Raw genomic sequence first — 25,098 nt, 5'->3', positions numbered from 1 at the left:
TAAAATATGAAGACAAAAGAGGAGATTCTTAAAAGTTTTCCCAAAAATCCGGATTATATTATTGAGATTCTCCATGCCCTTCAAGATAGCAACCCTTATAATTATTTAACTCCAGAAGATATAAAACTATGTGCAGAATATTTAGATCTTCCTGTGAGCTATGTGGAAGGTGTGGCATCTTTTTACTCCATGTTTAGTTTAAAACCAAGGGGAAGATATGTGATAAGATTGTGCGATTCACCCCCATGTCATTTAGTTGGATCTGAGTCCCTTTTAGAATATTTAGAAAGAAAATTGAAGATAAAGGTTGGAGAAACTACTCCTGATAGACTTTTTACTTTGGAACTTACAAGCTGTCTTGGGGTATGTGCGGTAGCTCCTGCTATGATGATTAATGATGATGTTTATGGAAATCTTACCTTTGAGAAGATTGATAAAATCTTGGAGGAAAAGAGGGGGAATTTATGAGTATAGTAAGAAGTCATGTTTTGATATCCATAGATGCAAACACTTTGTTGGCAGGAGCAAAAGCTGTAGAAGAAGCTTTGATAAATGAATTAAGAAAAAGGGGTATTGATAAGGAAGTAGGAGTAATTGAAACAGGTCCTCTTGGAATTATTGGGAAAGGTGTAGTAATGGTGGTTTATCCTGAAGGAGTTTATTATGGCAATGTAAAACCGGAAGATATTCCAGAATTGGTAGAGGAACATTTTGTAAAAGGAAGACCTTTAAAAAGACTTATGATAGAAGAAATTACTACCCCATCAGTAGTAGTAAAGGAAGAGGTTGGGTTAACCAAGAGACAAGTAAGGATTGTACTTAAAAATAGTGGAGTGATAAATCCCGAGAGTATAGAAGAATATATAGCTTCTGATGGATTTGATGGCCTAACTAAGGCTATTTTTGAAATGAAACCTGAAGATGTAATAAAAGTGGTTAAAGATTCAGGACTTAGAGGTAGAGGAGGAGCAGGTTTTCCCACAGGTTTGAAATGGGAATTTACTTATAAAATTCCTGCAGATGAAAAATATGTTATATGTAATGCTGATGAAGGAGAGCCGGGAACCTTCAAAGATAGATTAATTTTAGAAGGTGATCCTTATAGAATAGTTGAAGCCATGACTATTGCTGGTTATGCGGTAGGAGCTAAGAAGGGATATATTTATATTAGAGGGGAATATAAATTGTCCATAGATCGTATGCAGAAAGCTATCCAAACAGCAAAAGATTATGGACTTCTTGGAGATAATATTCTTGGTAGTAATTTTTCCTTTGATATAGAGGTGAGGAAGGGAGCAGGTGCTTATATCTGTGGAGAAGAAACAGCTTTAATAGAATCTTTGGAGGGTAAAAGAGGAGTACCAAGAATAAAGCCTCCTTATCCTGTTTCTCAGGGATTGAGAAATAAGCCAACTGTAGTGAACAATGTGGAAACATTGGCTAATATTCCTGATATTGTAAGAAATGGAGCTGAATGGTTTAGGCAATTTGGAACAGAAAAATGTCCAGGCACTAAGGTCTATACCATTTTAGGAGATGTGATAAATGCAGGCCTTATAGAAGTAGAGATGGGTACTCCTTTGAGAGAGATAATTTTCCAATATGGTGGCGGGATAAAGGATGGGAAAAAGTTTAAGTGTGCATTAGTAGGGGGAGCAGCTGGTGCCTTTTTAGGAGAGGAAATGCTTGATGTTAAGATGGATTTTGAAAACTTAAAAGAATATAAAGCAGTCCTTGGATCTGGGGCTATATTAGTTATGAATGAAACAGCATGTATTGTAGATATGTTGAAGAGTATTTTAAGATTTTTTGAGCATGAATCTTGTGGTAGGTGTACTCCTTGTAGAGTTGGTACTAAGAGATTGGTAGAAATAATAAATAGGTTTGCTAATTTAGAGGGTTCTAAAGAGGATATAGATGAAATGGTAAATATTAGTCTTGTAATGAAGGATACATCCTTCTGTCCATTAGGACAATCGGTACATCTTCCTGTGGTTTCTGCAATTAGATATTTTAAGGATGAATTTATAAACCATTTTAAGGAAAAATATTGTGTGGCAAATAGATGTGGGAGAAAAGTAGGGGTTTTATCTTAAGGGGAAGCTTATAGCTTCCCCTTCTTAATCTATATTGATTCCTAAAACCTTTTTGACAAAAACCCCTATTAAGAAACTTATAAAGGATACAGAAAAGATAATAATTGTCATTTCTAAAAATCTTTTATTAAACTCATAGTCCTTTGCAACTGATATATAAAAATTGAAGATTACAACTAAAATGACTGCAAAAAGAAGAGTTAAAATTAAAGCAAGGATATAATTTTGTGTTATTAAGTAGGGAAGGATTAGAATTAAAACTGTCATAATATATGTTATTCCAGTGGTTATTGCAGATTTCAAAGGATTTCTTTCAGAAGATTCTGCTTTCGAAGAGAGATACTCTGATCCTGCCATTGATAATGCAGCTGAGATTCCTGTTATTAATCCAGATATGGATATAAGCTTTGTATTTTGGAAGGCAAAGGTTAAACCTGCTAAGGTACCTGTAAGTTCCACTAAGGCATCTGACAATCCAAGAACCATTGATCCAATATAGTTTAATCTCTCTTCATCTAAGGTATTTAATAATTTCTGTTCATGTTCTTTTTCATCATCAAGGATTTCATTAATTTGTGGATACTTATTAATAATTTTTCTATAGCTTTCTATTGCTTTATCCTCTCCTTTTTCCATAAGTTTGAGTACAAAGGTAAAACCAAAAATCTTTGTAAGAAAGAGATACAAGTAAAGCTTAAATTTATTAGGATTTAAATCTTTTTGGGTTATTTTCCTTAGTACGTTGTAGTGGGCAAACTCATCTTGAGAAATTTTTAAAAGTATTTCCCTATTTTTTTTATCTTTTAACCCTTTTGAAAGAATTTTATATATATTGTGTTCGGTTATTTCGTTTCTCTGAAGTTTCAATAAAATCTTTTCTTCCATTTTTTACCTCCTTTCTTCCTTATATATTATCACAATGGATAATTTTTACGCTTAGGTTAAATAATACAGATGTAAAAAGATATTCTTTTATTATCCTCTTATAATTCTTGAATTGTATTTATTTTATTGACTTTAATTTATAAAAAATAATATAATTTTTTATGGTAAAAAAAATTTTTGATTGGAGGTCAATAGAAGTTGAAACCTGTAAATATAAAAAGTATGAGAATTGCTAATATATCTTTGGTACTTGATACCATAAGAAGAATGGGGCCTATATCTCGTTATGACATTTCTAAGATTACAAAATTAAGTCCTTCTGCAGTATCTAGTATTGTGGAAAATCTAATAAGTGTGGGGATAATAAAGGAAAGTCCTGCCCAGGTAACAAAAGTTGGCAGGCGTCCTATAGAACTTACTCTTAATGAGGTAGGTTATTATCCTATAGGAATAGAGATAGAGAAGGATAAGATTACAGGCATATTAATGGCTCTTTCTGGGAGAGTTTTGAGAAAAGAGAGTATTGTCTTATATAACAATGATGTAGATATGGTTTTGAATGGAGTAGTTAATATATATCGTTCTTTGATTGATGGAGTAAATAAGGAGGATATTATTGGAGTTGGGTTAGCTGTACCTGGTACAATAAATAGAAAGGAAGGAGTGTGTTTGTTTTCGCCGAATCTTGGATGGAGAAATGTAAAAATAAAGGAATATCTTTCTAAATACATAGAGGGAGTACCTATTTTTATTGAACATATAGTAAAAGCTGTCACTTATGGAGAGCTTTGGTATGGTGCTGGTATTGGTAAGGATAATCTCATATGTGTAAGGGTAGGAAGTGGTGTGAGTGCAGGCTTAGTGCTTGATGGTAAAATTTATAGGGGACCTGATGATAGAGCTGGGGAGTTTGGACATACAATTATAGAGAAAAATGGAAATAAATGTAAATGTGGAAGTTATGGATGTTTAGAGAGTTATGTTTCAACGCAGGTGCTCTATGAAAAAATATTAGAAGGTATTCGCAAGAATGCATATACGAAGGTGAATTTGGAAAATAAGAGTAGAGATGAGATTTTAGATGAGATTATTGAGGCTGGGAAATCTGGAGATAGATTTGTTCTTAATATTTTTGAAGAGCTTGGAACTTATTTAGGCATAGGTATTGCTAATCTTATAAATATACTAAATCCTGAAATTGTTATTATTGCTGGAGGACTTTCCAAAGCAGAGGAGCTTCTTTTGGATCCTGTAAAGAGAGTAGTAAATCTTCATGCCTTTCCTCCTATACCAGAGATTATTACTACTAAATTAGGTGGTTTAACAGGACCTATAGGAGCTGCAGCAGAGGTAATAGAAGAGACTTTGCTTAAAAAAATATTTGAGAAGGCGGAAGAAGAAACTTATAGGTAATTTTATTTTTTTGAAAAAAATAGGGAGATAAAGAAAACAAGAGTTCCAAGCATAACGATAGTGGAGCCAGAAGGTGTATCAAAGTGGTAGGAAATTATTAATCCCAATAAGATATTTAAAAAGGTAAATAATATGGTATAGATTGCTAATTTTTTTATGTCTTTTATAAAAGGTATTAAAGTAGCTACAGGAATAATAATTAAAGCTGAAGATAAGATGATGCCAACAAGTTTACTTATAAGTACAATGGCTATACCAGTGAGGATTAATATATAGGTTTCTAAACGGGATGTGTTTATTCCAGAGGCTTTGGCAGATTCTTCATCGAAGATAATAAATAAAATCTTCCAATAATTTTTATAAGAAAAGAACAAAAGAAAAATTGTAAATGTAATTGTTAGAAAAAGATCCTGGTCTCCTATAGAGAGAATACTTCCAAAAAGGAAACTAAAAAGATTAGTTGTGTAACCTTTATGAAAACTTAAAAGCAATGCTCCTAAAGCCATAGAGGAGGAAAAGTAAATACCTATTGGTACGTCTGCTTTTAATTTTGATTTTTTAGTTATATATGGCATACTTAATAATATTATTATAGTAAATATTATAGATGTTAAAGTCATGTTTATATTGAGTAGATAACCAAAAGCTAACCCCCCAAATACCGCATGACTTATTCCTGCCCCCATGAAGGTTATCCCTCTTAAGAGAATATAGATGCCTATAATACTTGAAATTATACTTATAAATATACCAGCTAAAATACTTTTTTGCATAAAAGAATATTGAAAAATATCCAAAATTAATCCTCCTTATGAGTTAAATATATAAATTCTTCACCATATATTTCTCTTAATGCCCCGTGTATTTTAATTTCTTCAGGGCATCCATGAATATACAACTTTCTATTTAGACATGCAAGTTTATCCACCTTATTAGTGATAGCTCCGATATCGTGGGTTACTAAAATAATAGAGATCTTTTGATTTTTTAGCTCTTCAAGAATTCTATAAAAGTTATATTGAGTTTTTATATCCACACCTACTGTTGGTTCATCTAAAAGGAGAATTTTGGGGTTTTGAACTAAGGCTCTTGCAATTAATACTCTTTGTTGTTGTCCACCCGAAAGTTCACTAAATATTTTATCTGCATATTCTTTGATCTCTAACTTTTCCATTATTTTATTAATTATTTCATGGTCTTCTTTGTTAAGTGCTTTCCAATCTCTAACGATTCTTCTTCCAAAGGCAACAATATCTTTTACTTTTAATGGTAGATACTTTTCTATATCAGGTTTTTGAGGTACATATCCAACAAATTTTTTTTCATAAGTGATATTATCTATTTCTTTTCCAAATAAAATTATTTTACCCTGTTGAGGTTTTAATATGCCAACTATTAGTTTTAAAAGGGTAGATTTTCCAGCCCCATTAGGGCCTATAATACCCAAAAATTCTCCTTCATCTACCTCTAAATTTATGTTGTCTAATATCTTATCATTATTGTAATAAAAAGTTAGATTCTTTATTTCAATGATTTTGTTCATAAAATATACTTCTCAAAATATTAGTATTTTCTTTTATTAAGGAAAAATAATCTTTATTGAAACCTATAGGATCCATGTCTACTACTTTTACTCCTGTTTCTTTTTGTATTGTTCTTATCACTGGTGGATTAATAAAAGGTTCTTTTACAATATATTTAATCTTATGTTTTTTAATAATATTTATGATCTCTTGAATCTTCTTCAAGGATGGCTCTTTTCCCTCTCCTTCCTCTATATAGCTCAATACTTTGATATCATATCTTTTATAAAAGTAATACCAAGAAGGATGATATGCTATGATCTCCCTTTTCTTATAGGGAGATAGACTTCTCCTTATATAATTATCAATTTCTTGGATATTCTTCTCCACAATTTTTAAATTATTTTGATAATAAGCTTGATTTTGGGGATCAATGCTTCTTAATTTTTCGTAAATGGCTTGTGCTATCTCTTTTACCATGAGAGGATCAAGCCAATAATGGGGGTTATCGTCTTTGTTTTTAATCCTATCCGCTATTATGAGAAGATCTTTTTGTTTAGTATTAATAAGTTTCATTGCCCATAGATCTACATCTCCCCCATTTATTATTATAAGTTTAGAGTTTTCTATGGCTTTCATGGTGTTTGGGGTTGGCTCAAAAAGATGAGGATTTGTATTTTGGGGTAAAAGTACTTCTATCCTCCATTTTTCACCTGCAATATATCTTAAGATGCTACCTATGGGAGGAATGGATACTGATATGGTTTGAATTCCATAAATGCTGTTTAAAAGAGTTATTATTGATAGTATGATAAAAATAACTATCTTTTTCATTTTAATTGACACCACCTTTTTGGTTTTTAGTAGGATATTATATCACAATTGGAAAAAAAATTTTTTATGTTAAAATTTTAATGAATTTAATATTAAGTTTAACAAAAAGGAGAGAAGTAGTATGAAGAAAGGGAGAACTCCTGAATATATAGGAACATATAACAAAAATCTTATTCTTGAAATATTAATGAGAACAGGACCAAGATCACGAGCTGAACTTGCTCGAATATCTAATCTTACAAAGACTGCTATTTCAGAGATAGTAGATGATCTTATTAAAAAGAAAATAATAATAGAAGTAGGAAAAGTGGAGACAGAGAGAGGAAGAAGGCCTACTAAGTTAATTATTAATCCAGATTTGAAGGTACTTTCAGTAGATCTTAGTGGTATGGAAGGAAGATCTGCTATTTTTAATGCAAAAGGAGAAATTGAGGAGAGTATATCATACAAGATAGATGCTAAAGAAGATTTATTAAAGCTTATAGATCCTCTTTATAGGAAATACAGTGAAAAAATAATTGCTATTTTTCTCTCAGTACCAGGAATAATTGATAGGGAAAATGGAAAGGTTATTCTTTCTGTAAGTTTAAATTGGGAAAATTTCGAGATTATATCATTTTTAGAAAAATATTATAAGAAACCTATATATATAGAAAAGGATACTAATGTGGGATTAATAGCTGAAAATTGGTATGGGGATGCTGGTAGATATAATACATTTTTTTATCTATTATTAGAGAAAGGTATTGGACTTGGAATATTTTATAAAGGAGAGATCTTGGAAGGTTTTCAGGGTATCGAAGGTGAAATTGGTCATACTACTATTAAAGAAAATGGTGAGAAGTGTTGGTGTGGTAATTCTGGTTGTTTGGAAATTTATGCCTCCCTTTCTAAAATAGTTAAGGATTTTGGTTATGAGAACGATTTTGAAAACGTTCTGAAGGAATTTTTGTATAAAAGGGAAAATGAAATTCTGGAGAGAACTTTTAATTATTTAGGGATTTCGTTAGCAAATGCTATACATCTTTTGGCTCCTGAAGCTGTATGTATTTCTGGTAATATGTTTATAAATCAAAATATTCTTGATATGATCACAAAAATTTTAAAAGAAAAAGTAGAAAAACATATATTTAATAATTTGAGGGGTAAGATTTTCTTTTATTCATCAAAATTAGGTAGAGATAGTCTGTTAATAGGAGCTGGTATATTAGGGTTTTTAGGGTATTTTAAAGAGGTTTAAAATAAGTTATAATAATTACAAAAAAGGGGTAGAGAAAAAATGGATTGTAAAATATTAATAGGGGGAGAGGCTGGCCAAGGAATACAAACCATATCTAATATCCTTTCTAAATTTTTTTACCGAATAGGCTATTTTATTTTTACTATTGAAAGTTATCAATCCCGCATAAGAGGTGGCCATAATTATAGCTTAATAAGAATTTCGGATAATCCTATTTATGCTATAGATAGTGAGAAAATAGATATTCTTGTTGCCTTAAATAGTGAAACTATTGAGCTTCATAAGGGACATGTTAAAAAAGGTGGACATATTATTTGTGATGAAAATATAAAAGGAGATTTTAGTTTTGATGGGATGTATAAAGTCCCAGTTAGAAAAATTGCCCAAGAGGTGGCTAAGACGAAGTTAGTAGAAAATACTGTTATTTGTGGGGTTCTTTTGGGATTAGTATCTGGTGACTTAGAAGAGATGAAAAAAGTGATTTCTGAATCCTTTAAAGATGAATACATAGATATGAACATTAAAGCATTAGAGGCAGGATATATTTATGCATTGAATATAAATAGAAGATGTGGAGAATTTCCAAAAAGAGAAAGAGAAGGAAGATTAATAATAAATGGAGGAGAGGCTGTAGGATTTGGTGCTATTGTAGCAGGTTGTAAATTCCTTGCTTCTTATCCTATGACTCCAGGTACTGCAGTAATGAATTTTTTAGCAGAACATGAAATTGATTTTGATATTGTAGTAGAACAAGCTGAAGATGAAATCGCTGCAATAAATATGGCAGTTGGAGGTTTTTTTGCAGGAGCAAGATCTATGGTAACCACCTCTGGAGGAGGATTTGCTTTAATGGTGGAGGGCTTGAGCTTGGCTGGTATGACAGAAACTCCTGTGGTTATTCATGTAGCTCAACGTCCTGGACCAGCTACAGGTCTTCCTACAAGAACAGAACAAGCTGATCTTAATTTTGTTATTCATGCGGGTCATGGAGAATTTCCCAAATATGTCACTGCACCAAGAGATCAGAAGGATGCTTATTATAAAACTATAAAGGCTTTTGAGATAGCTGAAAAATATCAGGTGCCATCTATTATTCTTACTGATCAGTATCTTATTGATTCTAAGGCTGTTATAGATGGTCTTCATGTTCCTGGGATTAAGAATTATAGGATATTGGGAGATAAAAACTATTTAAGGCATAAGATTACTGAGGATGGAATTTCTCCTTTGGCTATCCCAGGAGAATTTGAGGGTTTTGTGATTACTGATAGTGATGAACATGATGAAGAGGGACATATTACAGAAGATTTAAATATAAGAAAAAAGATGGTAGAAAAGAGGTTGAGAAAGAAATTAGCTATTATGAGAGATGTGGAAGAACCTGTTTATTTTGGTGTAGATAAGTCCAAGGTAGTTTTTATCGGTTGGGGATCAACATACGGGGTAATAAGAGAAGCTATTTCTAATTTGTTGAAGGAAGGATATGAGATAGGACATTTACATTTTTCTGATGTCTACCCTTTACCAACAAAAATTCTTAATGATTTTAAAGATAAAAAACTATATACCATAGAAGGAAATTATGAAGGACAATTAGCTGCTTTAATAAGAAAAGAATTATGCATAAAAGTAGATAGAGGTATTGTTAAATATAATGGTATGCCATTTTTTGTAGAAGAAATTATGGAGGGAGTGAGGGAGATAATGGGATGAGAATAGAGGACTTTGATAATAATCAAATACCTGCATGGTGTCCAGGATGTGGAAACTGGTCTATTTTGAATTGTATAAAAAGAGCATTGGCAGAACTTGGGATTCCACCTTATAGATTACTAATGGTTTCTGGTATTGGTCAAGCTGCAAAAGCGCCTCACTATTTTAAATGCAACCTCTTTAATGGACTTCATGGAAGAGATATACCAGTAGCCTGTGGAGCTAAGATAGCTAATAAAGAGCTTCTTGTGATATGTGAATCAGGAGATGGAAATACCTATGGAGAAGGAGGTAATCATTTGATTCATAATATGAGAAGAAATTTAAATATAAAAGTTTTTGTACATAATAACCAAATATACGGTCTAACAAAAGGTCAGGCATCACCCACAAGCGATATGGGAATGAAGACTAAGGTTCAGCCGTTGGGGGTACCTTATCCGTCCTTGAATCCCATATCCTTAGCTATTGCAAGTGGTGCATCTTTTGCAGCAAGGTCCTTTTCTGGAGATCCAGATCATCTTACAGAAATGATGAAACTTGCTATACTTCACAATGGGTTTGCTCTATTAGATATTCTTCAACCATGTGTAACTTTTAATAAGGTAAATACTTTTCAATGGTATAAAGAAAGAGTATATAAACTTGGTCCAGATTATGATCCTTCAGATATACACTTGGCTTTTGAGAAATCTCTTGAATGGAGTGAAAGGATACCTATAGGAGTTATTTATAAAAAAGAGAGACCAACCTTTGAAGAGGTTATTCCTCAATTACAAGGCGAACCTCTATATAAAAAGAAGAGAGATCCTAATGATATGTTTGATAAAATAGTAAAAAAATTTATGTAAAGAATGTAATAAAATAGTAAACATGGTTTACAAAACCATAAAGTATGTTATAATTAGAAGAAACAAAATAATTCTTGGAGGTATTCCAAAATGAAAGTAGTAGTTATTGGTGGAGGTAGTACATATGCTCCAGAATTAATTGAAGGGTTTTTAAATATTTGGCAAGAGGTTCATCCTTTAAAAATTGTTCTTATTGATATTAATACCGAAAGATTAAATATTGTATATGATTTTCTATTAAGGATGGCCAGAAAAGCTGGAGCTGAAATAGAATTTTTAAAAAGTACAAATTTGGAAGAAAATTTAGAGGGAGCTGATTTTATAATAAATCAAATAAGGGTTGGAGGTAATAAATCGCGACTCTTAGATGAAACTATTCCTTTAGAATTTAATCTTTTAGGACAAGAGACTACTGGGGCAGGCGGATTTGCAAATGCTCTTAGAACTATACCAGTGGTTTATGATATAGCAAAAAAGGTAGAAAGATATGCTCCTAATGCTTGGTTTATTAATTTTACTAATCCTTCCGGAATAATCACAGAAATGCTTCTCAGATATACTAAAGTAAAGGCTATAGGTTTATGTAATGTGCCTATAAATTTTCAAAAATTTTTTGCTGATTTATCAGGTGTAAGCTTAGAAGAGGTCTTTTTAGACTATTTTGGTCTTAATCATTTGAGTTTTGTAAGAAGAATATTTATAAAGGGAGAAGATAAAACTCAATATTTATTAGATAAGGCAAAAGAAAAATTGTCGGAAGAGGAAAAAAGAATTATAGACATTTTAGGTTTATTCCCCAATTATTATCTCAGATATTACTTTTTTAGAGAGGAAAAAGTTGAAGAGTTAAAACATAAACCAAAAAGAGCAGAAGAAGTGATGAAAGTAGAAGAAGAGTTATTAAAAATATATAGTGACCCTAAGGTAGATAATAAACCAGTGGAACTTTCCAAAAGAGGGGGAGCATATTATTCAATATCTGCTGTTAATCTGATTATGCATCTTTTAGGTATGAAAGATGGGTTTCAGATAATAAACGTTATGAATAATGGGGCTATAAGAGATCTTCCGGATGATTCAGTGGTGGAGATACCGGTTTACGTAAAACATGATATGTTTCAAAGGTATATTATAGGTAATTTACCTCTCGAAGTAAAAGGAATCATACAGGCTGTAAAAGTATATGAGAGATTGACAATAGAGTCTGCTATGGAAGGTTCGTATAAAAAGGCTGTTTTTGCTCTTGCACAACATCCATTAATCTCTTCATTTACTCTTGCGGAAAAAGTTCTTAATAGATTAATAGAGGAAAATAAAGAATATTTCCCAAAATTAAGTTAAGGAGTAATATATGAGATACTTTCTTGGTTTAGATGCTGGAGGTACAAAAACAGAGGCTATTATTTTAAATGAAAAAGGAGAAATTGTAGGCTTTGGTAGATCTGGCCCTGGAAATTATGAGGGTATAGGTATTGAAAGGGCAAAGAAAAATTGGATGTTAGCTATAGATAAGGCTAAAGAAAAAATAGGGGATATTATATTTGATTTTGCATGTTTTGGGCTTGCAGGTGCAGATTTCCCAGAGGATTTTGAGATGTTGGAGAAAGATGCAAGATCCTTAAACATAGCTAAGGATTTAGTTATTGAAAATGATGCCCCCATTGCTTTAAGGGCTGGGAATATGGAGTTCTGGGGTGTAATCATAATAATGGGTACTGGCAATAATGGATATGGAAGATCAAAGGATGGAAGATCATATAGATATTTTGGGGAAGGCTATGTTTTTGGAGATTGGGGAGGTGCTTCATCTGTAGTACAAGAGATGTTATTCTACGCTTTTAGATCTTATGATGGTAGAGGGGAGAAAACCCTCCTTGAAAGTGAAGTACTGAAGTATTTTTCTGCAAAGGACTATAATGAACTTGCCAAAAGATTATATTATAACTCTGAGGAATATCATAAGGTTTTAGGACTTGCTCCTTTACTTTTTGAGTGTGTGAGAAAGGGAGATAAAGTGGCAAGGAGAATTGTAGAGAAAATAGTAGATGAAACTGTAATTTCTGCTTATAATTTGATGCAAAAATTAGATTTATTAGAAGATGAAACACCAGTTGTTTTAGCCGGAAGTATATATAAGGGAGCAAGTTGGCTTCCTGAGTATATTCATTCCAAGATGAAAATGTTCGCAGAAAAAAGTAAGGTTGTACCTCTTAGAATACCTCCAGCGGTAGGAGCTGCCTTAATTGCTTATGAAAAAGCAGGTTATATGGTAGATAGTAAAATCTGGGAAAAATTATTGAACTTCGATTATGATACTGCTAAAGGGACCTAATATTATTTTATTATCTTTTATGTTAGTGTTTCTTGAATAGAGAATATTCTTAAAAGTAAAGTTTAGACTTATCATCTTTTCTACCCTATTAAGATTATGTATTACTAATATTTCTTCATTATCTATTTCTCTTAGGTATGCCAATAAACTTTTATCATTTAGATTAATTTTTTTCATTTCTCCCAAGGATAAAGCTTTATATTCTTTCCTTAGTTTAAGGAGTAGTTTATAATGGTTTAATATACTATTCTTATCCTCTTTTTCTGTAGTATAGGATATGCCATTGTTAGGAATATTATATTTAGGCTTTATCCAGTAGGTTTGTTCTTTGGAATTCATTTGATCTGTCCATTTAAAAGGTTCTCTTATGTATTCGTCTGGTTTTGCTCCTTCCATCCCTATTTCTTCACCATAATATATAAAGGGAGTTCCAGGAAGAGTTAGGTATATGGAACCTGCAAGTAGACTTTTATCAATACTCCCCCCAAAAGATGTTCTTACTCTAACCTGATCATGATTTCTTAAGAAGGTAGCATCAGTAAAATCGGAATAATTTTCTTTAAACATTTCTCTTTCCATATCTAAAAAATCGCATATTCCTAAATCTCTTTGATTTGCTACTGAACTCATAATTTTGTCTGAAAGGGGAAAGTTAAAAAGCGAAGGAAGTGACTTATAATATTCTGCTATTACATATTCGTTGTCCCAGACTTCTCCCACAAGATATACATCTGGTTTGATTTTTTTTAAATAATCATAAAACTCTTTCCACCATAATATGTTTTTATTATCGTCATCATATATATGCTTTACAGCGTCAAGTCTAAATCCATCTACACCTTTTTCGAGCCAATATTTAGCTATCTTTTTGATTTCTTCTCTAACCTTTGTATTATCAAAGTTTAGATCAGGCATTTCAGACCAAAAGAAGGCATAGTAATAACCCGTATTTTTATAATACCAAAAATTGGAGTTCTGAGTTGGTTTTGTATTGTTCCAAATATAATAATCTCTGTATAGGGAAGTATAAGAGTTTGATGCACTTATGAACCAAGGATGTCGGGATGAGGTGTGATTTACAACTAAATCAAGAATTATTTTTATCTTTTTTCTATGGGCTTCTTTAATTAATTCTTCAAAATCTTCCATATTTCCATATGCTGGATGAATGTCATAAAAGTCAGTTACATCGTATCCATGATAACTTACAGACATAAATATGGGCATTAACCATATGCCATCTATATTAAGTTCTTTTAGATAATCTAATTTATTAGTTAATCCTTTTAAATCTCCCACTTTATCACCATCACTATCTGCAAAAGATCTAACGAAAATCTCATAAAAAGTTGCATTTTTGTACCAAGGTAAATTATATCCATGGGCATAAAATAAAAATAAAAGGGTAACAAATAAAAAGATTATAATAAATTTCAATTTTTTATTCATGTTTTCCTCCTCATTAACATGTGTTAATAAAGATAAATTTTAGAAGCCCGGAGAGCGTATTGTTTACACTCGCCCGGGCTTTTTACCTACCCTACGCTTCTTGGGATAAAGATTATCACAAATTAATTTTCTATGTCAAATGGTCATGGTATTAGTTACATTATTGTTTTCTTAATATTTATTTAAGCTGAGATTTATAGTTCTTTTAAAAATTCATTTTTTAAAAATTGATTCCAATTTTTTGACAAATTTTTTTTAAGATTGTAAACTTTAAATACTCAAAAAATAAAATAATTTAAATCTTAAAAAGGGAGGTTGATATCTTCTTTACTGAAATAATTTGGATTTTAGATATTAAATGTAATTTGAATTGTCCACATTGTTATGTACATGCTAGAAATTGGGAGAAAAAAATATCAAAAGAAAGAGTATTAAAATTAATAGGAGAAGCAAAAAAATTAAATTTTACTCATATTGATTTTACAGGAGGAGAGACTCTCTTAATCCCCGAATTATTTGATTACATTGTTGAGGCTAAGAACTTAGATTTAAATGTCTCCATAAATACAAATCTCCTTCTTTTAGACTATGAAAAAGCGAAATTTATAAAAGAAAATGATGTCTATCTTTATGTGTCTGTTGATGGAAGTGATAAAGAAATTTATGAAAAATTGAGGGGAAAAGGAACCTTTGATATTTTATTAAAAAAATTAGAAATACTTAACAATTTGGATATACCTTATTCCATAATTTTTTCGGTTTCCACATTTAATTATAAAGATTTACCTAACATGGTAGATTTTGCAAAGAAAAATCTTGCTAAGGAACTCTGTATTATTCCTGTTATCCCTTCAGGTGAGGCTAAGAAATCTCATATTTATCTTGATTCCTCAAGAATATTAGAGAGCATAAAGGAATTATCCGTTAAAGCAATGGAAGAAAACTATAAAATAAATATTTGGTGTGCCCCTTTTCTTAAACTTTTAGACCTTCCTCAAAATATTTATGTGGATAAATGTCATGCTTTTGATTTTATTGATCTTGCACCTACAGGAGATATATTAATTTGTGATGTTATTGATATTCCTATAGCAGAAATTAGGACAAAATCATTGAAAGAGGCAATCAATGATATATTAAAGAATCCTTTATATAAAGAACTTAAGGAGAGAACTAATTATTGTTACAATTGTGAGATATTGGATTTTTGTGGGGGTGGCTGTTATGCGAGATCTTGGATAATTAATGGGGATTTGAGAAAGCCTGATCCTTATTGTCCTAATGTTTTGACTGCAATGGGTAAATAGATGAGAATAATCTTAAAAAAAGATCAGTTAAAGTTTGTAATTAATCATGCTATTGATGAGTATCCAAAAGAAGCTTGTGGTATTTTTGGGGGAAATACAAAGGAGGAAAAATTTATCATTGAGAAGGTTTATAAAGTCAAGAATGCTTCTTTATCACCTTATAATAGCTATTTAATAGATCCCTTAGATGAGCTTTATGTATTTAGAGATATTGAGAAAAATGGCTTAAAAATGTTAGGAGTTTATCATTCCCATCCAGAGAAGGGGGTAGAGCCCTCTCTGGATGATATTAATCATATGTTGAAGGATATTTTTTATTTGATATTAGCTATTAAATTAAAGGATAACTTATCCTTAGATATGAAAGGCTATATTAGGAATAATAGTATACTTAATGAAATAACTATTGTTGTAATTTAATCCTTTTTATGGCATTTTTTATATCTAAGGAATTTAGGTGGGCTTTTTCCATTTGCTTACAGAATACACATATATCCTTAGTTGTAGGTTCTCCACAGATTTGACAATTTTTTAATTCTAATTTTTTTTCTTGGCTTTTGATATATTTAATACCCTTTTCTAAAAATCCATAATAAAAATGTTCTTTTGTCCCAGGAGATTTGTTTTCTAATATATTAAGGACTTCTTTAAACATAAGAGATCTTGCATCATAAGACATAGGGCATTCATCTATTATGTAATCTATCTTTTTTATTAAGCAGTACGAAGATGTTTCCATTTCTGTTAGTCTGTATAGAGGTTTTACTTTTCTTACAAAATATTTCTCCTCTTTATGAATAGGTTCTTGGACCTCTAAATAATCTATTTGCCAGTGTAGGATATTACCAAGAAGTGTAGCAGCCTCATCATCTAAATTATGGCCAGTGGTTATTACACTATAACCTAATTCTCTTGCAGTTAAATTCATTATATATCTTTTAATTACTCCACAAGTAGAGCAGGGGACTTTTTTATTTCTTTTGGCTATTTCTTCAATTCCGATCCCATAAATCTCTTTTAGAGAAATTATATGTAATTTTTGATCTTTGGTATTGGCGTATTTTTTAACCTTTTCTTTAGATTTTTCAGAATATTCGCCGATACCAAGATCTATATACATGCCATCTGCTTTATATCCTAAGGATATAAGAATATCCCATAAAGCTAAACTATCCTTTCCTCCTGAGACGGCAACTAAAATTTTTTCCTCTTGGGTAAACATTTTATATTGCTTTATTGCCTTTTCTGTTTGATGAAATACATATTCAATAAAATGATCTTTACAGAAGGCACTATTATGGCGCCTTATGTATATGTTTGCTTCATTTTTGCATTTTATGCATTTCATTATATACTTCCTCCAGATATAACGGGTATGATTTCTATTTCTTCATCATCTTTTATTAATTTGTCAGGTGTAACAATTTCATCTCCCTTTACTACAATGACGGTTTCTGGATTTATATTTAAAATTTTAAGTATTTCATTTACTTTGTAATTTCCTTTTATTTCTTTTATTTCATTTTCTCTTCTAAATATTACTTTCATATTAGGTTTATCCTCCTTTATTCTTTTGATTTTAGTATGAATGCAAAAGATTCAAAATCTTTCATTGGGGGTATATTAATTCCTATATTCATTAATTCATCACCATAAAATTCTCTATTGGTTCCCTCTATTTTATATATTTTGTTAGGATCAAGTCCGTCCAATTTGAGCTTTAAAAAGGGTGGATTAGGAAAAGCTAAGATATTTACATATATTACAAAGGCCTCTTTTTTATCCGGAGTAACAAACATCCAAGACGCAGCATTTTCTTCGAATGGGCTTATTAATCTATATAGATCTCCTTCAAAAACTATATGCCATATCTTTTTATAGAATTCTATTTGATCTTTTATTATTTCTTCCTCTTCCTTTGTTAATTTAGTAAGGTCCATTTCATATCCAAAAACACCTGACATTGCTACATATCCTCTTGTCTTAAGAGGTGTAATTCTCCCAACTTGGTGATTAGGTACCGCAGACACGTGGGCACCCATAGTGGATGCAGGATACACAATACTTGTTCCCCACTGAATCTTTAATCTTTCTATAGCATCAGTATTATCACTAGTCCATATTTGAGGCATATAATATAGGATTCCAGGATCAAATCTTCCTCCTCCACCTGAACAACCTTCAAAAAGAATATGTGGAAATTCTGCTGTTAACTCTTCCATCATTTCGTATAATGCTAAAACATATCTATGAAATACTTCTTTTTGTTTTTCTGGAGGAAGGGCAAGAGAGCCTACTTCTGTTAGAGGTCTATTCATATCCCATTTTATATATTCAATAGGGGTGTTTCTTATAATTTCCTTCATCATTTTAAGAATTTCCTTTCTTACTTCTTCTCGTGTTATGTCGAGAACATACTGATTTCTACATTGAGATAATGTCCTTCCTTGGACTTGTATGCACCAATCAGGATGTTTTTTATAAAGCTCACTGTTTGGTGAAACCATTTCTGGTTCAAACCATAGTCCAAATTTTAACCCCATTTCATTTAATTTTTTACTAAGACCATCAAGCCCGTTTGGTAATTTTCTTCTATCCACATACCAATCCCCAAGAGAGCTAGTGTCATCATCCCTTTTGCCAAACCATCCATCATCTAAGACAAAAAGTTCTATTCCTAACTCTTTTGCCTTTTGAGCAAGAGCTAAGAGTTTATCTTCATTAATATTGAAATAAACTGCTTCCCATGTATTCACAAGAATAGGTCTTCTTTTGTCTCTATATTCACCTCTACAAAGTCTTTTACGATATAGCCTATGATAGGTTCTTGACATTTCTCCCAAACCTTCAGAAGAATAGACCATTACTACTTCTGGTGTTTGAAAGGTCTCTCCTTTTTTTAATATCCAAGTAAATTCAAATGGATTTATCCCCATGGTTACTCTTGTAGTATTAAATTGATCTACTTCTATATTAGCTGAAAAGTTTCCACTATATACTAGACTAAAGCCATATACGTCTCCGTGTTTTTCATCTGCGTCTTTAGAAAGTAGAGCAATAAATGGATTATGTTGGTGAGAGCTTTCTCCTCGTGAACTTTCAATGGTCTTTATACCCTGCATTAAAGGAGTTCTTTCTATATATCTTTCTCTTGCCCATGATCCCCAAAGATGTAAAAGGTCAAACTTACAGTGATCAAAATCTACACAAGTACTTAAAGCTCTTAATATTTTTAATTTTTGATTCCCATCATTTATAAACTTAGCACTTCTTGTAATAACATTGTAGTCTCTAAATGCTGTATATAGGAGAATAACTCTTAGATTAATAAGATCATCTATGAGCTCTATTTCAAGGGTTTCTGCTTCATTTTCGTCTTCCACATAAGTTGCTGGTAGTCCTTGGAGCTTTGGTTTTCCTTTATAAATCTTGTAATCTTTAAATATAAGGTTTGTAATTCTTGATCCATCTTCTTGTTCTATTTGATATGCAGGATGTCTAAAATCTGAATTTCCATAGGCTGGATATTCTAATAGCATTCTATCTAAAGTGTAAGTTTTATCATTAGGATCAGGATTTGCTCCAAAGGGAGAAGTTATAAAAGCTTCAGAGAAGTCTGAATGATTTAATTTTTTTCCCCAATATAAGTGGACTAAATATTTGTTCTTAAAATTTTTCATTATATAACTGGAATTTCCAGAAATTAGATGAAAGATTTTGTTATTCTCATCGTATATTATAGGCATATTATCACCTCACGATTTTTTTAATAAATATAGCATAAAAAGGATATAAATGACACAAAACATTAGTTGAATTATCCCTGATGGTAGGGGAGGTAAATTCTTTTATGGAAAAAGAGAGTATATTTTAAAAACTGTAGTTCTTAATAAATCTACTAAAGGTATAACAGGAAAAATTAACGCATGATGTTTATAAAATGAAGTACCAAAATGAAGTCTTATCAAATTGCCTATTCTTTACTATATCGACTGAAATATAGCATAATTTTTAATTTAAAATTGAAAAATTATTAGACTGATGTTATAATGTTTTCTGAAAATAATTATATGGGAAGGGGATGAGAGAGGATATAAGAGGGTAGATAAAAATCTAATGTAGGGTAAACGTTTTCCTTTTGTAAATTTTGTTCACAAAATATTATTAATAGGGGGTGCTTTATATGAAGAGGTTGTTGATGATTGTGTTTATTGTTTTTGTATTTCTTTTAATGGCTACAACGGCTCAAACTCCTAAAAAACTTGTTTTTGCATGGATTCCAAAGGCATTAAACAATCCGGTTTTTGAACTTGGAAGAGATGGTGCTTTCAAGAGAGCAGAGGAACTTTCAAAGAAGGGGCCATATAAGGTAGAAATTCTTTATGTGGCTTCTGTAGCATCTGATGCTACAGAACAAGCAAGAGTAGTGGAAGATGTTGTAGCAAGGAAAGTGGATGGAATAGCTATTTCTTGTAATGATCCCACAGCATTAATAGATGTCATTAATAAAGCGGTAGAAGCAGGTATACCTGTTATGACCTTTGATGCTGATTCGCCAGAGAGTAAGAGATTTACTTACCTTGGTGTAAACAATTATGAGGGTGGAAAATGGGCAGCAAAATTATTAGTTAAAGCTATGGGAACAAGTGGGGATGTGGCGATGCTTACTGGAGTACCTGGTGCTCTTAATTTGGAAGAGAGAATGAGAGGATTTAGAGATGAAATAAAGAAATATCCTAAGATTAAGATAGTAACTACTGTAGCATGTTATGATGACATTAATAGGGGAGTTCAAGTAGTAGAAGAGACTATGCAGAAATATCCTAAGTTAAAGGGATGGTTCTTTGTAGGACTTTGGCCTCTCTTTGCAGAGAGAGGATCTATGCCACTTTGGGAAAAAGCTGCAAAGGCAAAGAAAGTATTTACTGTTGCTTTTGACACATTACCAGTAGAGTTACAACTTTTGAAAGAGGGATATCTTGTAGGTCTTGTTGGTCAAAAATATTGGGGATGGGGTTATGATGCTATAGATATCCTTTATAGAAAAGTTGTAAATAACGAAAAATTCCCTGAATGGATAGATACTGGTTTTGATATTGTTACTAAAAAGAATGTAGATGCGATGATAAGAGCATGGCTATTGAAAGATTTCAAAACTCCACTTCCACCTGCATTTTAATAAAAAGTGAGTTAGTTTTTTAGATTAATAAAGAGTGGGGGTACAAAGATATTCTTTGTACCCCCTATTGGTTTAGAGGAGGTGACAAAATTTGGAACCAATACTTAGAATGGAAGGAATATCTAAAACATTTCCAGGAGTTCAAGCATTAGATAGGGTAGATTTTGAGGCTTATAGTGGTGAGGTTATGGCTCTTGTTGGGGAAAATGGTGCCGGAAAATCTACATTAATGAAAATCCTTAGTGGTGCTTATAGAAAGGATGCAGGAAGGATTTATGTAGATGGAAAAAGGGTAGAAATTCAGGATCCATATCATGCTCAACTTTTGGGTATCAGTACTATATATCAGGAATTAAATGTCACCCCGAATCAAACTGTAGCTCAGAATATCTTTTTGGGAAGAGAAATTAAAAGAAAAGGAATATTAGGGAAATTAGGTTTTGTAGATAAGAAGGAAATGGAAAAGAGAGCAAAAGAGATTCTTGATAGAGTAGGAGCTAATATTGATCCTAAGGAATTGGTAAAAAATCTTTCGGTGGCTCAAAGACAAATGGTAGAAATAGCTAAGGCTCTATCTCTTGATGCAAAGATAATCATTATGGACGAACCAACCTCTGCTTTAGGTCCTGAGGAAGTTGAAAAACTATTTGAAATTATTAGACAGCTGAAAGAGCACGGTATTGCTATTATATTTATCTCTCATAGGCTAGAAGAAATATTTAAAATAGCAGATAGAATAACAATCCTCAGAGATGGAAAAATGGTTGGATTAATGAGTAGGGATGAGGCTACTTTTGATAAAGTCATATATCTTATGGTAAACAGGCCCCTTGGAGATATGTTTAAAAAGGAAGAGGTTTCTAAAGGTAAACCTCTTCTTGACGTTAAGAACTTAAAAAGTGAGATAATAAAGGATGTAAGTTTTACTCTATATGAGGGTGAAATTCTTGGTATAGCAGGATTGGTGGGTTCTGGTAGAACGGAACTCGTAAGATTAATTTTTGGTGCAGATCCTAAGATTTCAGGTGAAATATACTTAAATGGAGAAAAAGTTGAGATTCAATCACCGGAAGACGCGGTAAAACATGGTATTGGCTTAGTTCCAGAAGATAGACAAAATCAAGGTTTGATATTAAAGATGTCTGTAAGAGAAAATATTGGAGTTACAATCATTAGGAAGATCTTGAAATTTTTGGGTTTTATAGATAAGAATAAACTTACCGAGATAGCAGAAAATTTCGTAAAGAGATTGAATATTAAAACTCCAAGTATTTTTGAAAAAGTTTTATATCTGTCAGGTGGAAATCAACAAAAAGTTGTTCTTGCAAAATGGCTCGCATCAAATCCTAAGGTATTGATATTAGATGAACCAACAAGGGGTATAGATGTAGGTGCAAAAGCTGAAATTCACGCAATAATGAGTCAGCTTGCTAAAACTGGAATAGGAATTATTATGATATCTTCAGAGATTCCAGAGATTCTTGCTATGAGTGATAGAATTCTTGTTATGAGTGAGGGAAAGATTGTAGCAGAGCTACCAAGAAGTGAAGCAACACAGGAAAAAATAATGGCTTATGCATCTGGTAGTTACTAATTTTCTATATCGGAGGGAGGTATTACAATGAAGGAAGCCTCTAAAGATAAAAGAGGGATATTAAAAACGATAAGAATGCAAGAGATTGGCATATTAATCATTCTTTTTGTTTTATGTCTTTTTTTAAGTTTAACTACTGAAACCTTCTTAACTTCAACAAATATTTTTAATATATTGCGTGCCTTTTCATGGATTGCGATAAGTGGTTTTGGAATTTTAATGGTTATTATAACTGGTGGTATCGATTTATCGGTTGGATCGGTTATGGCTATGTCTGGTTTAATAACTGCAATGATGCTAAAGGCTAATTTTGGTGTATTTCTATCGATTATAGGAGGTATATTGATAGGAGCATTTATTGGTTTTATTAATGGTCTCCTTATAAGTAAAACAAATTTGCCTCCATTTATAGCAACCCTGGGTACCATGAATATAGCAAGGGGATTCTGTTATGGGATTACTGGAGGATGGCCTGTTAGAGATTTACCAAGGAGTTTTAATATTTTAGGTCAGTATGATATACCCTTTTTAGGTGTTGGTATTCCTCTTCCTGTTGTTTTTATGATAATTTTAGGTATAATAACCTCAATTTTTCTTAATAGGACCTCATGGGGATACAGAATCTATGCAGTGGGTGGAAATGAGCAAGCAGCAAGGCTTTCTGGTATTAATACAGGAAGAGTGAAAATACTCGTTTATACTCTATGTGGAATTCTAACGGCAATTGGTGGAATATTAATGACTGCAAGGTTAGGTGTGGCAGCACCTACTGCAGCTAGTGGTTATGAGTTAGATGTTATTGCTGCAGCTGTTATAGGAGGAGCTTCTCTTACTGGAGGTGAGGGTACTGTTTTAGGAGTAATTATTGGTGCAGCAATAATGCAAGTTTTGAGAACTGGAATGGTACTTTTAGGTTTTCCAGCCTATTGGCAACCATCAGCTATTGGTGCAATTATAATTGCTGCTATTATATTTGATCAATATAGAAAGAAAAAAATGGGAATAATAAGATAAGAATGTTATAAAAATCTCTGGGAGGGGGGTAGAGGGAGAAAGAAAATTTTAGAAGGAGGGAAAATTTGTGGGACTTAAAGGTAATTTACAAAGTATTCCTTTATGGGAGATTCTACAGACTATATCTATAGGGAAAAAAACGGGTAAATTGGAAATAGATAATGGAATTAAAAAAGCAGAAATCTTTATAGAAAATGGAAAGATTGTAGATGTAAGATCAGGGTTTATTGAAGGATATGATGCCTTGTTAGGTATTGTATTATGGGATAAGGGGGATTTTGTTTTTCATCCTGAAGAAAAAATTTCCCAAAAGCTTTTAAATTTAGATCCTTTAGAAGTGCTTATTAATGTGTCAGTTTATATAGACTTAGTAAATTATCTTGGTGACTTTATGCTATTACCAGTAAGAGTAGATGGTTTAGCTTTAGAAGAAGAAGTGGTGGCTTCATCTTTTGATGGTATCTTAAATGTTAGAGAGGTGCTTTTGAATTCTCCCTTAGGAGAGTATAGGAGCTTAGAGATAATTAAAAAGCTTATAAAAGAGAAAAAGTTAATATATCCTGAAGAGGATAGTAGGGTCTTCCTTCTGTATACTTTTTGGAGACGTTGGAGATATCTCTTAGAAGAAGGAAACAAAATAGGGATAAATGAAAGGACTCTTAGAAAGGTTATTAAAGATTTTATTTCAGATATGCAAGAAGAGCTTGCTTTTATCGTAGAAGATATAACGTCTTCAGAGAAGATTTCTTGGCATTACTTTTATAGAAATATTGTGAAGTTTCCTGAGAGTAAGATAGAGGTATTTTTTAGGGAGGCTTTTGAAGTTTTAAACAAGCAGATAAAGATGCCATCTGACAGGAAAAAATTGGAACAATTTTCCATTTTATTGGGTGAGAAAGGTGATAATATATATGTTCCTGCTAATAGAAAACTAAATTCTAATGAGTTGATAGTTTCATTATTTTTTAATGGGGAGAGATCCTTAAAACAAGTATTTCATTATTCTTTACTTGATAAAATAGAGACGCAATCTATAATTGTGGACTTAATCACAGATAAACATATAATTGACATATCAGAAGATAAAAAGTTAGATTTAATTCATTCCTTTTATATATTCTGGAGAAGGTTTTTAAGAGAAATGAAAGAGAAAGATTTAGATAATGAGTTAATAAAAATTTATAGGAACTACATTGATAGTTCTTTTTTGGATGTCAGATTTATGTTTTCCCATATAATTGAAGGGGATATACCAAACTTTGCTTATTTTAATAGAGAAAAGGAAAAATATTCAGAAGAAGAAATAGTAGGATTCATTAAGGACGGAATTGACCTAATTTTTGATGAAATGAGAAAGAAAATTGGAGAAATTGAATTAAAAGTATTATTGCAAAAAGTCTTAGATGAAATTAAACTATTAAATCCAAGAAATGTGGAAAAATTTGCTATGGTAGTTTAAGGGTTAAATAATTAGGAAAGTAAGGTTTTAGTATAGTTTTTCCCTTTAATTTTGCTATTATTGGAGATAAAGCTTGATTTTATATAATTTGGGGTTAGGATATTCTTGGGTAGAGTAGCGATAAGGAATATGAATACAGTAATTTTCTTCCCTTTTCATATGATATATATAATTTCTGAAATAGGTGCGGGAAGGTCTTGCGTTTCATG

22 protein-coding genes are annotated in these 25,098 nt (G+C 31.7%); 14 read left to right on the top strand and 8 right to left on the bottom strand.

What is annotated here, in order from left to right; translation table 11 throughout:
• The first annotated feature begins 6 nt into the window (after positions 1 to 6).
• Positions 7 to 468 (top strand): NADH-quinone oxidoreductase subunit NuoE, encoded by a 462-nt coding sequence (gene nuoE, locus ACY3JM_RS08840; protein WP_463083372.1) that lies wholly within the window; start codon positions 7 to 9, stop codon positions 466 to 468.
• The gene (nuoF, locus tag ACY3JM_RS08835) at positions 465 to 2,096 is read left to right on the top strand and encodes an NADH-quinone oxidoreductase subunit NuoF (protein ID WP_463111302.1); all 1,632 of its coding nucleotides are present in this window, start codon (positions 465 to 467) and stop codon (positions 2,094 to 2,096) included. Before nuoE ends, nuoF begins: the two co-directional genes overlap by 4 nt.
• A gap of 24 nt (positions 2,097 to 2,120) precedes the next feature.
• Here the strand turns inward: nuoF and ACY3JM_RS08830 are convergent, their stop codons facing one another.
• Positions 2,121 to 2,981, bottom strand: coding sequence for a VIT1/CCC1 transporter family protein (locus ACY3JM_RS08830; RefSeq protein WP_463083374.1), 861 nt, complete (start codon positions 2,979 to 2,981; stop codon positions 2,121 to 2,123).
• A 198-nt stretch (positions 2,982 to 3,179) separates the two neighbouring features.
• On the opposite strand from ACY3JM_RS08830, the gene ACY3JM_RS08825 reads away from it, so the two are divergent.
• Positions 3,180 to 4,394, top strand: coding sequence for an ROK family protein (locus tag ACY3JM_RS08825; protein ID WP_463083375.1), 1,215 nt, complete (start codon positions 3,180 to 3,182; stop codon positions 4,392 to 4,394).
• A gap of 2 nt (positions 4,395 to 4,396) precedes the next feature.
• On the opposite strand, the gene ACY3JM_RS08820 is transcribed toward ACY3JM_RS08825, so the two are convergent.
• The 3 genes from ACY3JM_RS08820 to ACY3JM_RS08810 are packed head-to-tail and all read right to left on the bottom strand — an operon-like array spanning position 4,397 to position 6,751.
• Entirely contained in the window at positions 4,397 to 5,191 is a 795-nt protein-coding gene (locus ACY3JM_RS08820) for a metal ABC transporter permease (RefSeq protein WP_463083376.1), read from the bottom strand.
• A gap of 2 nt (positions 5,192 to 5,193) precedes the next feature.
• A complete protein-coding gene (locus ACY3JM_RS08815; RefSeq protein ID WP_463111301.1) occupies positions 5,194 to 5,937 on the bottom strand; it encodes a metal ABC transporter ATP-binding protein in 744 nt (247 codons plus the stop codon).
• A complete protein-coding gene (locus ACY3JM_RS08810; RefSeq protein ID WP_463083378.1) occupies positions 5,921 to 6,751 on the bottom strand; it encodes a metal ABC transporter substrate-binding protein in 831 nt (276 codons plus the stop codon). Before ACY3JM_RS08810 ends, ACY3JM_RS08815 begins: the two co-directional genes overlap by 17 nt.
• Positions 6,752 to 6,872: 121 nt before the next feature.
• On the opposite strand from ACY3JM_RS08810, the gene ACY3JM_RS08805 reads away from it, so the two are divergent.
• The 5 genes from ACY3JM_RS08805 (at position 6,873) to ACY3JM_RS08785 (ending at position 12,887) form a co-directional block, all read left to right on the top strand.
• The gene (locus ACY3JM_RS08805) at positions 6,873 to 7,991 is read left to right on the top strand and encodes an ROK family protein (RefSeq protein WP_463083379.1); all 1,119 of its coding nucleotides are present in this window, start codon (positions 6,873 to 6,875) and stop codon (positions 7,989 to 7,991) included.
• Between the two features lie 39 nt (positions 7,992 to 8,030).
• Positions 8,031 to 9,704: a 2-oxoacid:acceptor oxidoreductase subunit alpha gene (locus ACY3JM_RS08800; RefSeq protein WP_463083380.1), complete on the top strand. Its 1,674-nt coding sequence runs from the start codon at positions 8,031 to 8,033 to the stop codon at positions 9,702 to 9,704.
• Positions 9,701 to 10,555: a 2-oxoacid:ferredoxin oxidoreductase subunit beta gene (locus tag ACY3JM_RS08795; protein WP_463111300.1), complete on the top strand. Its 855-nt coding sequence runs from the start codon at positions 9,701 to 9,703 to the stop codon at positions 10,553 to 10,555. Before ACY3JM_RS08800 ends, ACY3JM_RS08795 begins: the two co-directional genes overlap by 4 nt.
• 90 nt (positions 10,556 to 10,645) lie before the next feature.
• The gene (locus ACY3JM_RS08790) at positions 10,646 to 11,896 is read left to right on the top strand and encodes a 6-phospho-beta-glucosidase (RefSeq protein WP_463083382.1); all 1,251 of its coding nucleotides are present in this window, start codon (positions 10,646 to 10,648) and stop codon (positions 11,894 to 11,896) included.
• A 10-nt stretch (positions 11,897 to 11,906) separates the two neighbouring features.
• A complete protein-coding gene (locus ACY3JM_RS08785) occupies positions 11,907 to 12,887 on the top strand; it encodes an N-acetylglucosamine kinase (protein ID WP_463083383.1) in 981 nt (326 codons plus the stop codon).
• On the opposite strand, the gene ACY3JM_RS08780 is transcribed toward ACY3JM_RS08785, so the two are convergent.
• Entirely contained in the window at positions 12,849 to 14,336 is a 1,488-nt protein-coding gene (locus ACY3JM_RS08780) for an alpha-amylase family glycosyl hydrolase (RefSeq protein WP_463111299.1), read from the bottom strand. The genes ACY3JM_RS08785 and ACY3JM_RS08780 overlap by 39 nt on opposite strands.
• Positions 14,337 to 14,701: 365 nt before the next feature.
• Between ACY3JM_RS08780 and ACY3JM_RS08775 the strand changes: the two genes are divergently transcribed.
• Entirely contained in the window at positions 14,702 to 15,643 is a 942-nt protein-coding gene (locus ACY3JM_RS08775; RefSeq protein ID WP_463111298.1) for a radical SAM protein, read from the top strand.
• Complete coding sequence (locus ACY3JM_RS08770) at positions 15,644 to 16,063, top strand: M67 family metallopeptidase (RefSeq protein ID WP_463111297.1); 420 nt, start codon at positions 15,644 to 15,646, stop codon at positions 16,061 to 16,063. It abuts the gene before it with no gap.
• Here ACY3JM_RS08770 and ACY3JM_RS08765 read toward each other — a convergent pair.
• The 3 genes from ACY3JM_RS08765 to ACY3JM_RS08755 are packed head-to-tail and all read right to left on the bottom strand — an operon-like array spanning position 16,047 to position 19,389.
• Positions 16,047 to 16,991: a PP-loop family protein gene (locus ACY3JM_RS08765; RefSeq protein ID WP_463083387.1), complete on the bottom strand. Its 945-nt coding sequence runs from the start codon at positions 16,989 to 16,991 to the stop codon at positions 16,047 to 16,049. The two genes, ACY3JM_RS08770 and ACY3JM_RS08765, sit on opposite strands and share 17 nt — an antisense overlap.
• A complete protein-coding gene (locus tag ACY3JM_RS08760) occupies positions 16,991 to 17,191 on the bottom strand; it encodes a MoaD/ThiS family protein (RefSeq protein WP_463083388.1) in 201 nt (66 codons plus the stop codon). The genes ACY3JM_RS08765 and ACY3JM_RS08760 overlap by 1 nt, the downstream gene beginning before the upstream one ends.
• A 17-nt stretch (positions 17,192 to 17,208) precedes the next feature.
• The gene (locus ACY3JM_RS08755; protein ID WP_463083389.1) at positions 17,209 to 19,389 is read right to left on the bottom strand and encodes an alpha-galactosidase; all 2,181 of its coding nucleotides are present in this window, start codon (positions 19,387 to 19,389) and stop codon (positions 17,209 to 17,211) included.
• A 437-nt stretch (positions 19,390 to 19,826) separates the two neighbouring features.
• On the opposite strand from ACY3JM_RS08755, the gene ACY3JM_RS08750 reads away from it, so the two are divergent.
• The 4 genes from ACY3JM_RS08750 (at position 19,827) to ACY3JM_RS08735 (ending at position 24,889) form a co-directional block, all read left to right on the top strand.
• On the top strand, positions 19,827 to 20,822 hold the full coding sequence (locus tag ACY3JM_RS08750; protein WP_463083390.1) for a sugar-binding protein: 996 nt from the start codon (positions 19,827 to 19,829) through the stop codon (positions 20,820 to 20,822).
• 109 nt (positions 20,823 to 20,931) lie between these two features.
• Positions 20,932 to 22,416, top strand: coding sequence for a sugar ABC transporter ATP-binding protein (locus ACY3JM_RS08745; protein WP_463083617.1), 1,485 nt, complete (start codon positions 20,932 to 20,934; stop codon positions 22,414 to 22,416).
• Between the two features lie 27 nt (positions 22,417 to 22,443).
• On the top strand, positions 22,444 to 23,430 hold the full coding sequence (locus tag ACY3JM_RS08740) for an ABC transporter permease (RefSeq protein ID WP_463083391.1): 987 nt from the start codon (positions 22,444 to 22,446) through the stop codon (positions 23,428 to 23,430).
• A gap of 67 nt (positions 23,431 to 23,497) precedes the next feature.
• Positions 23,498 to 24,889, top strand: coding sequence for a DUF4388 domain-containing protein (locus tag ACY3JM_RS08735; protein ID WP_463111296.1), 1,392 nt, complete (start codon positions 23,498 to 23,500; stop codon positions 24,887 to 24,889).
• Positions 24,890 to 25,098 lie beyond the last annotated feature (209 nt).

Source organism: Dictyoglomus sp. SSW (genome assembly GCF_055181335.1).
Note: the sequence above shows the minus strand (reverse complement) of the source record. Positions and strands in the feature narration are given on the sequence as shown.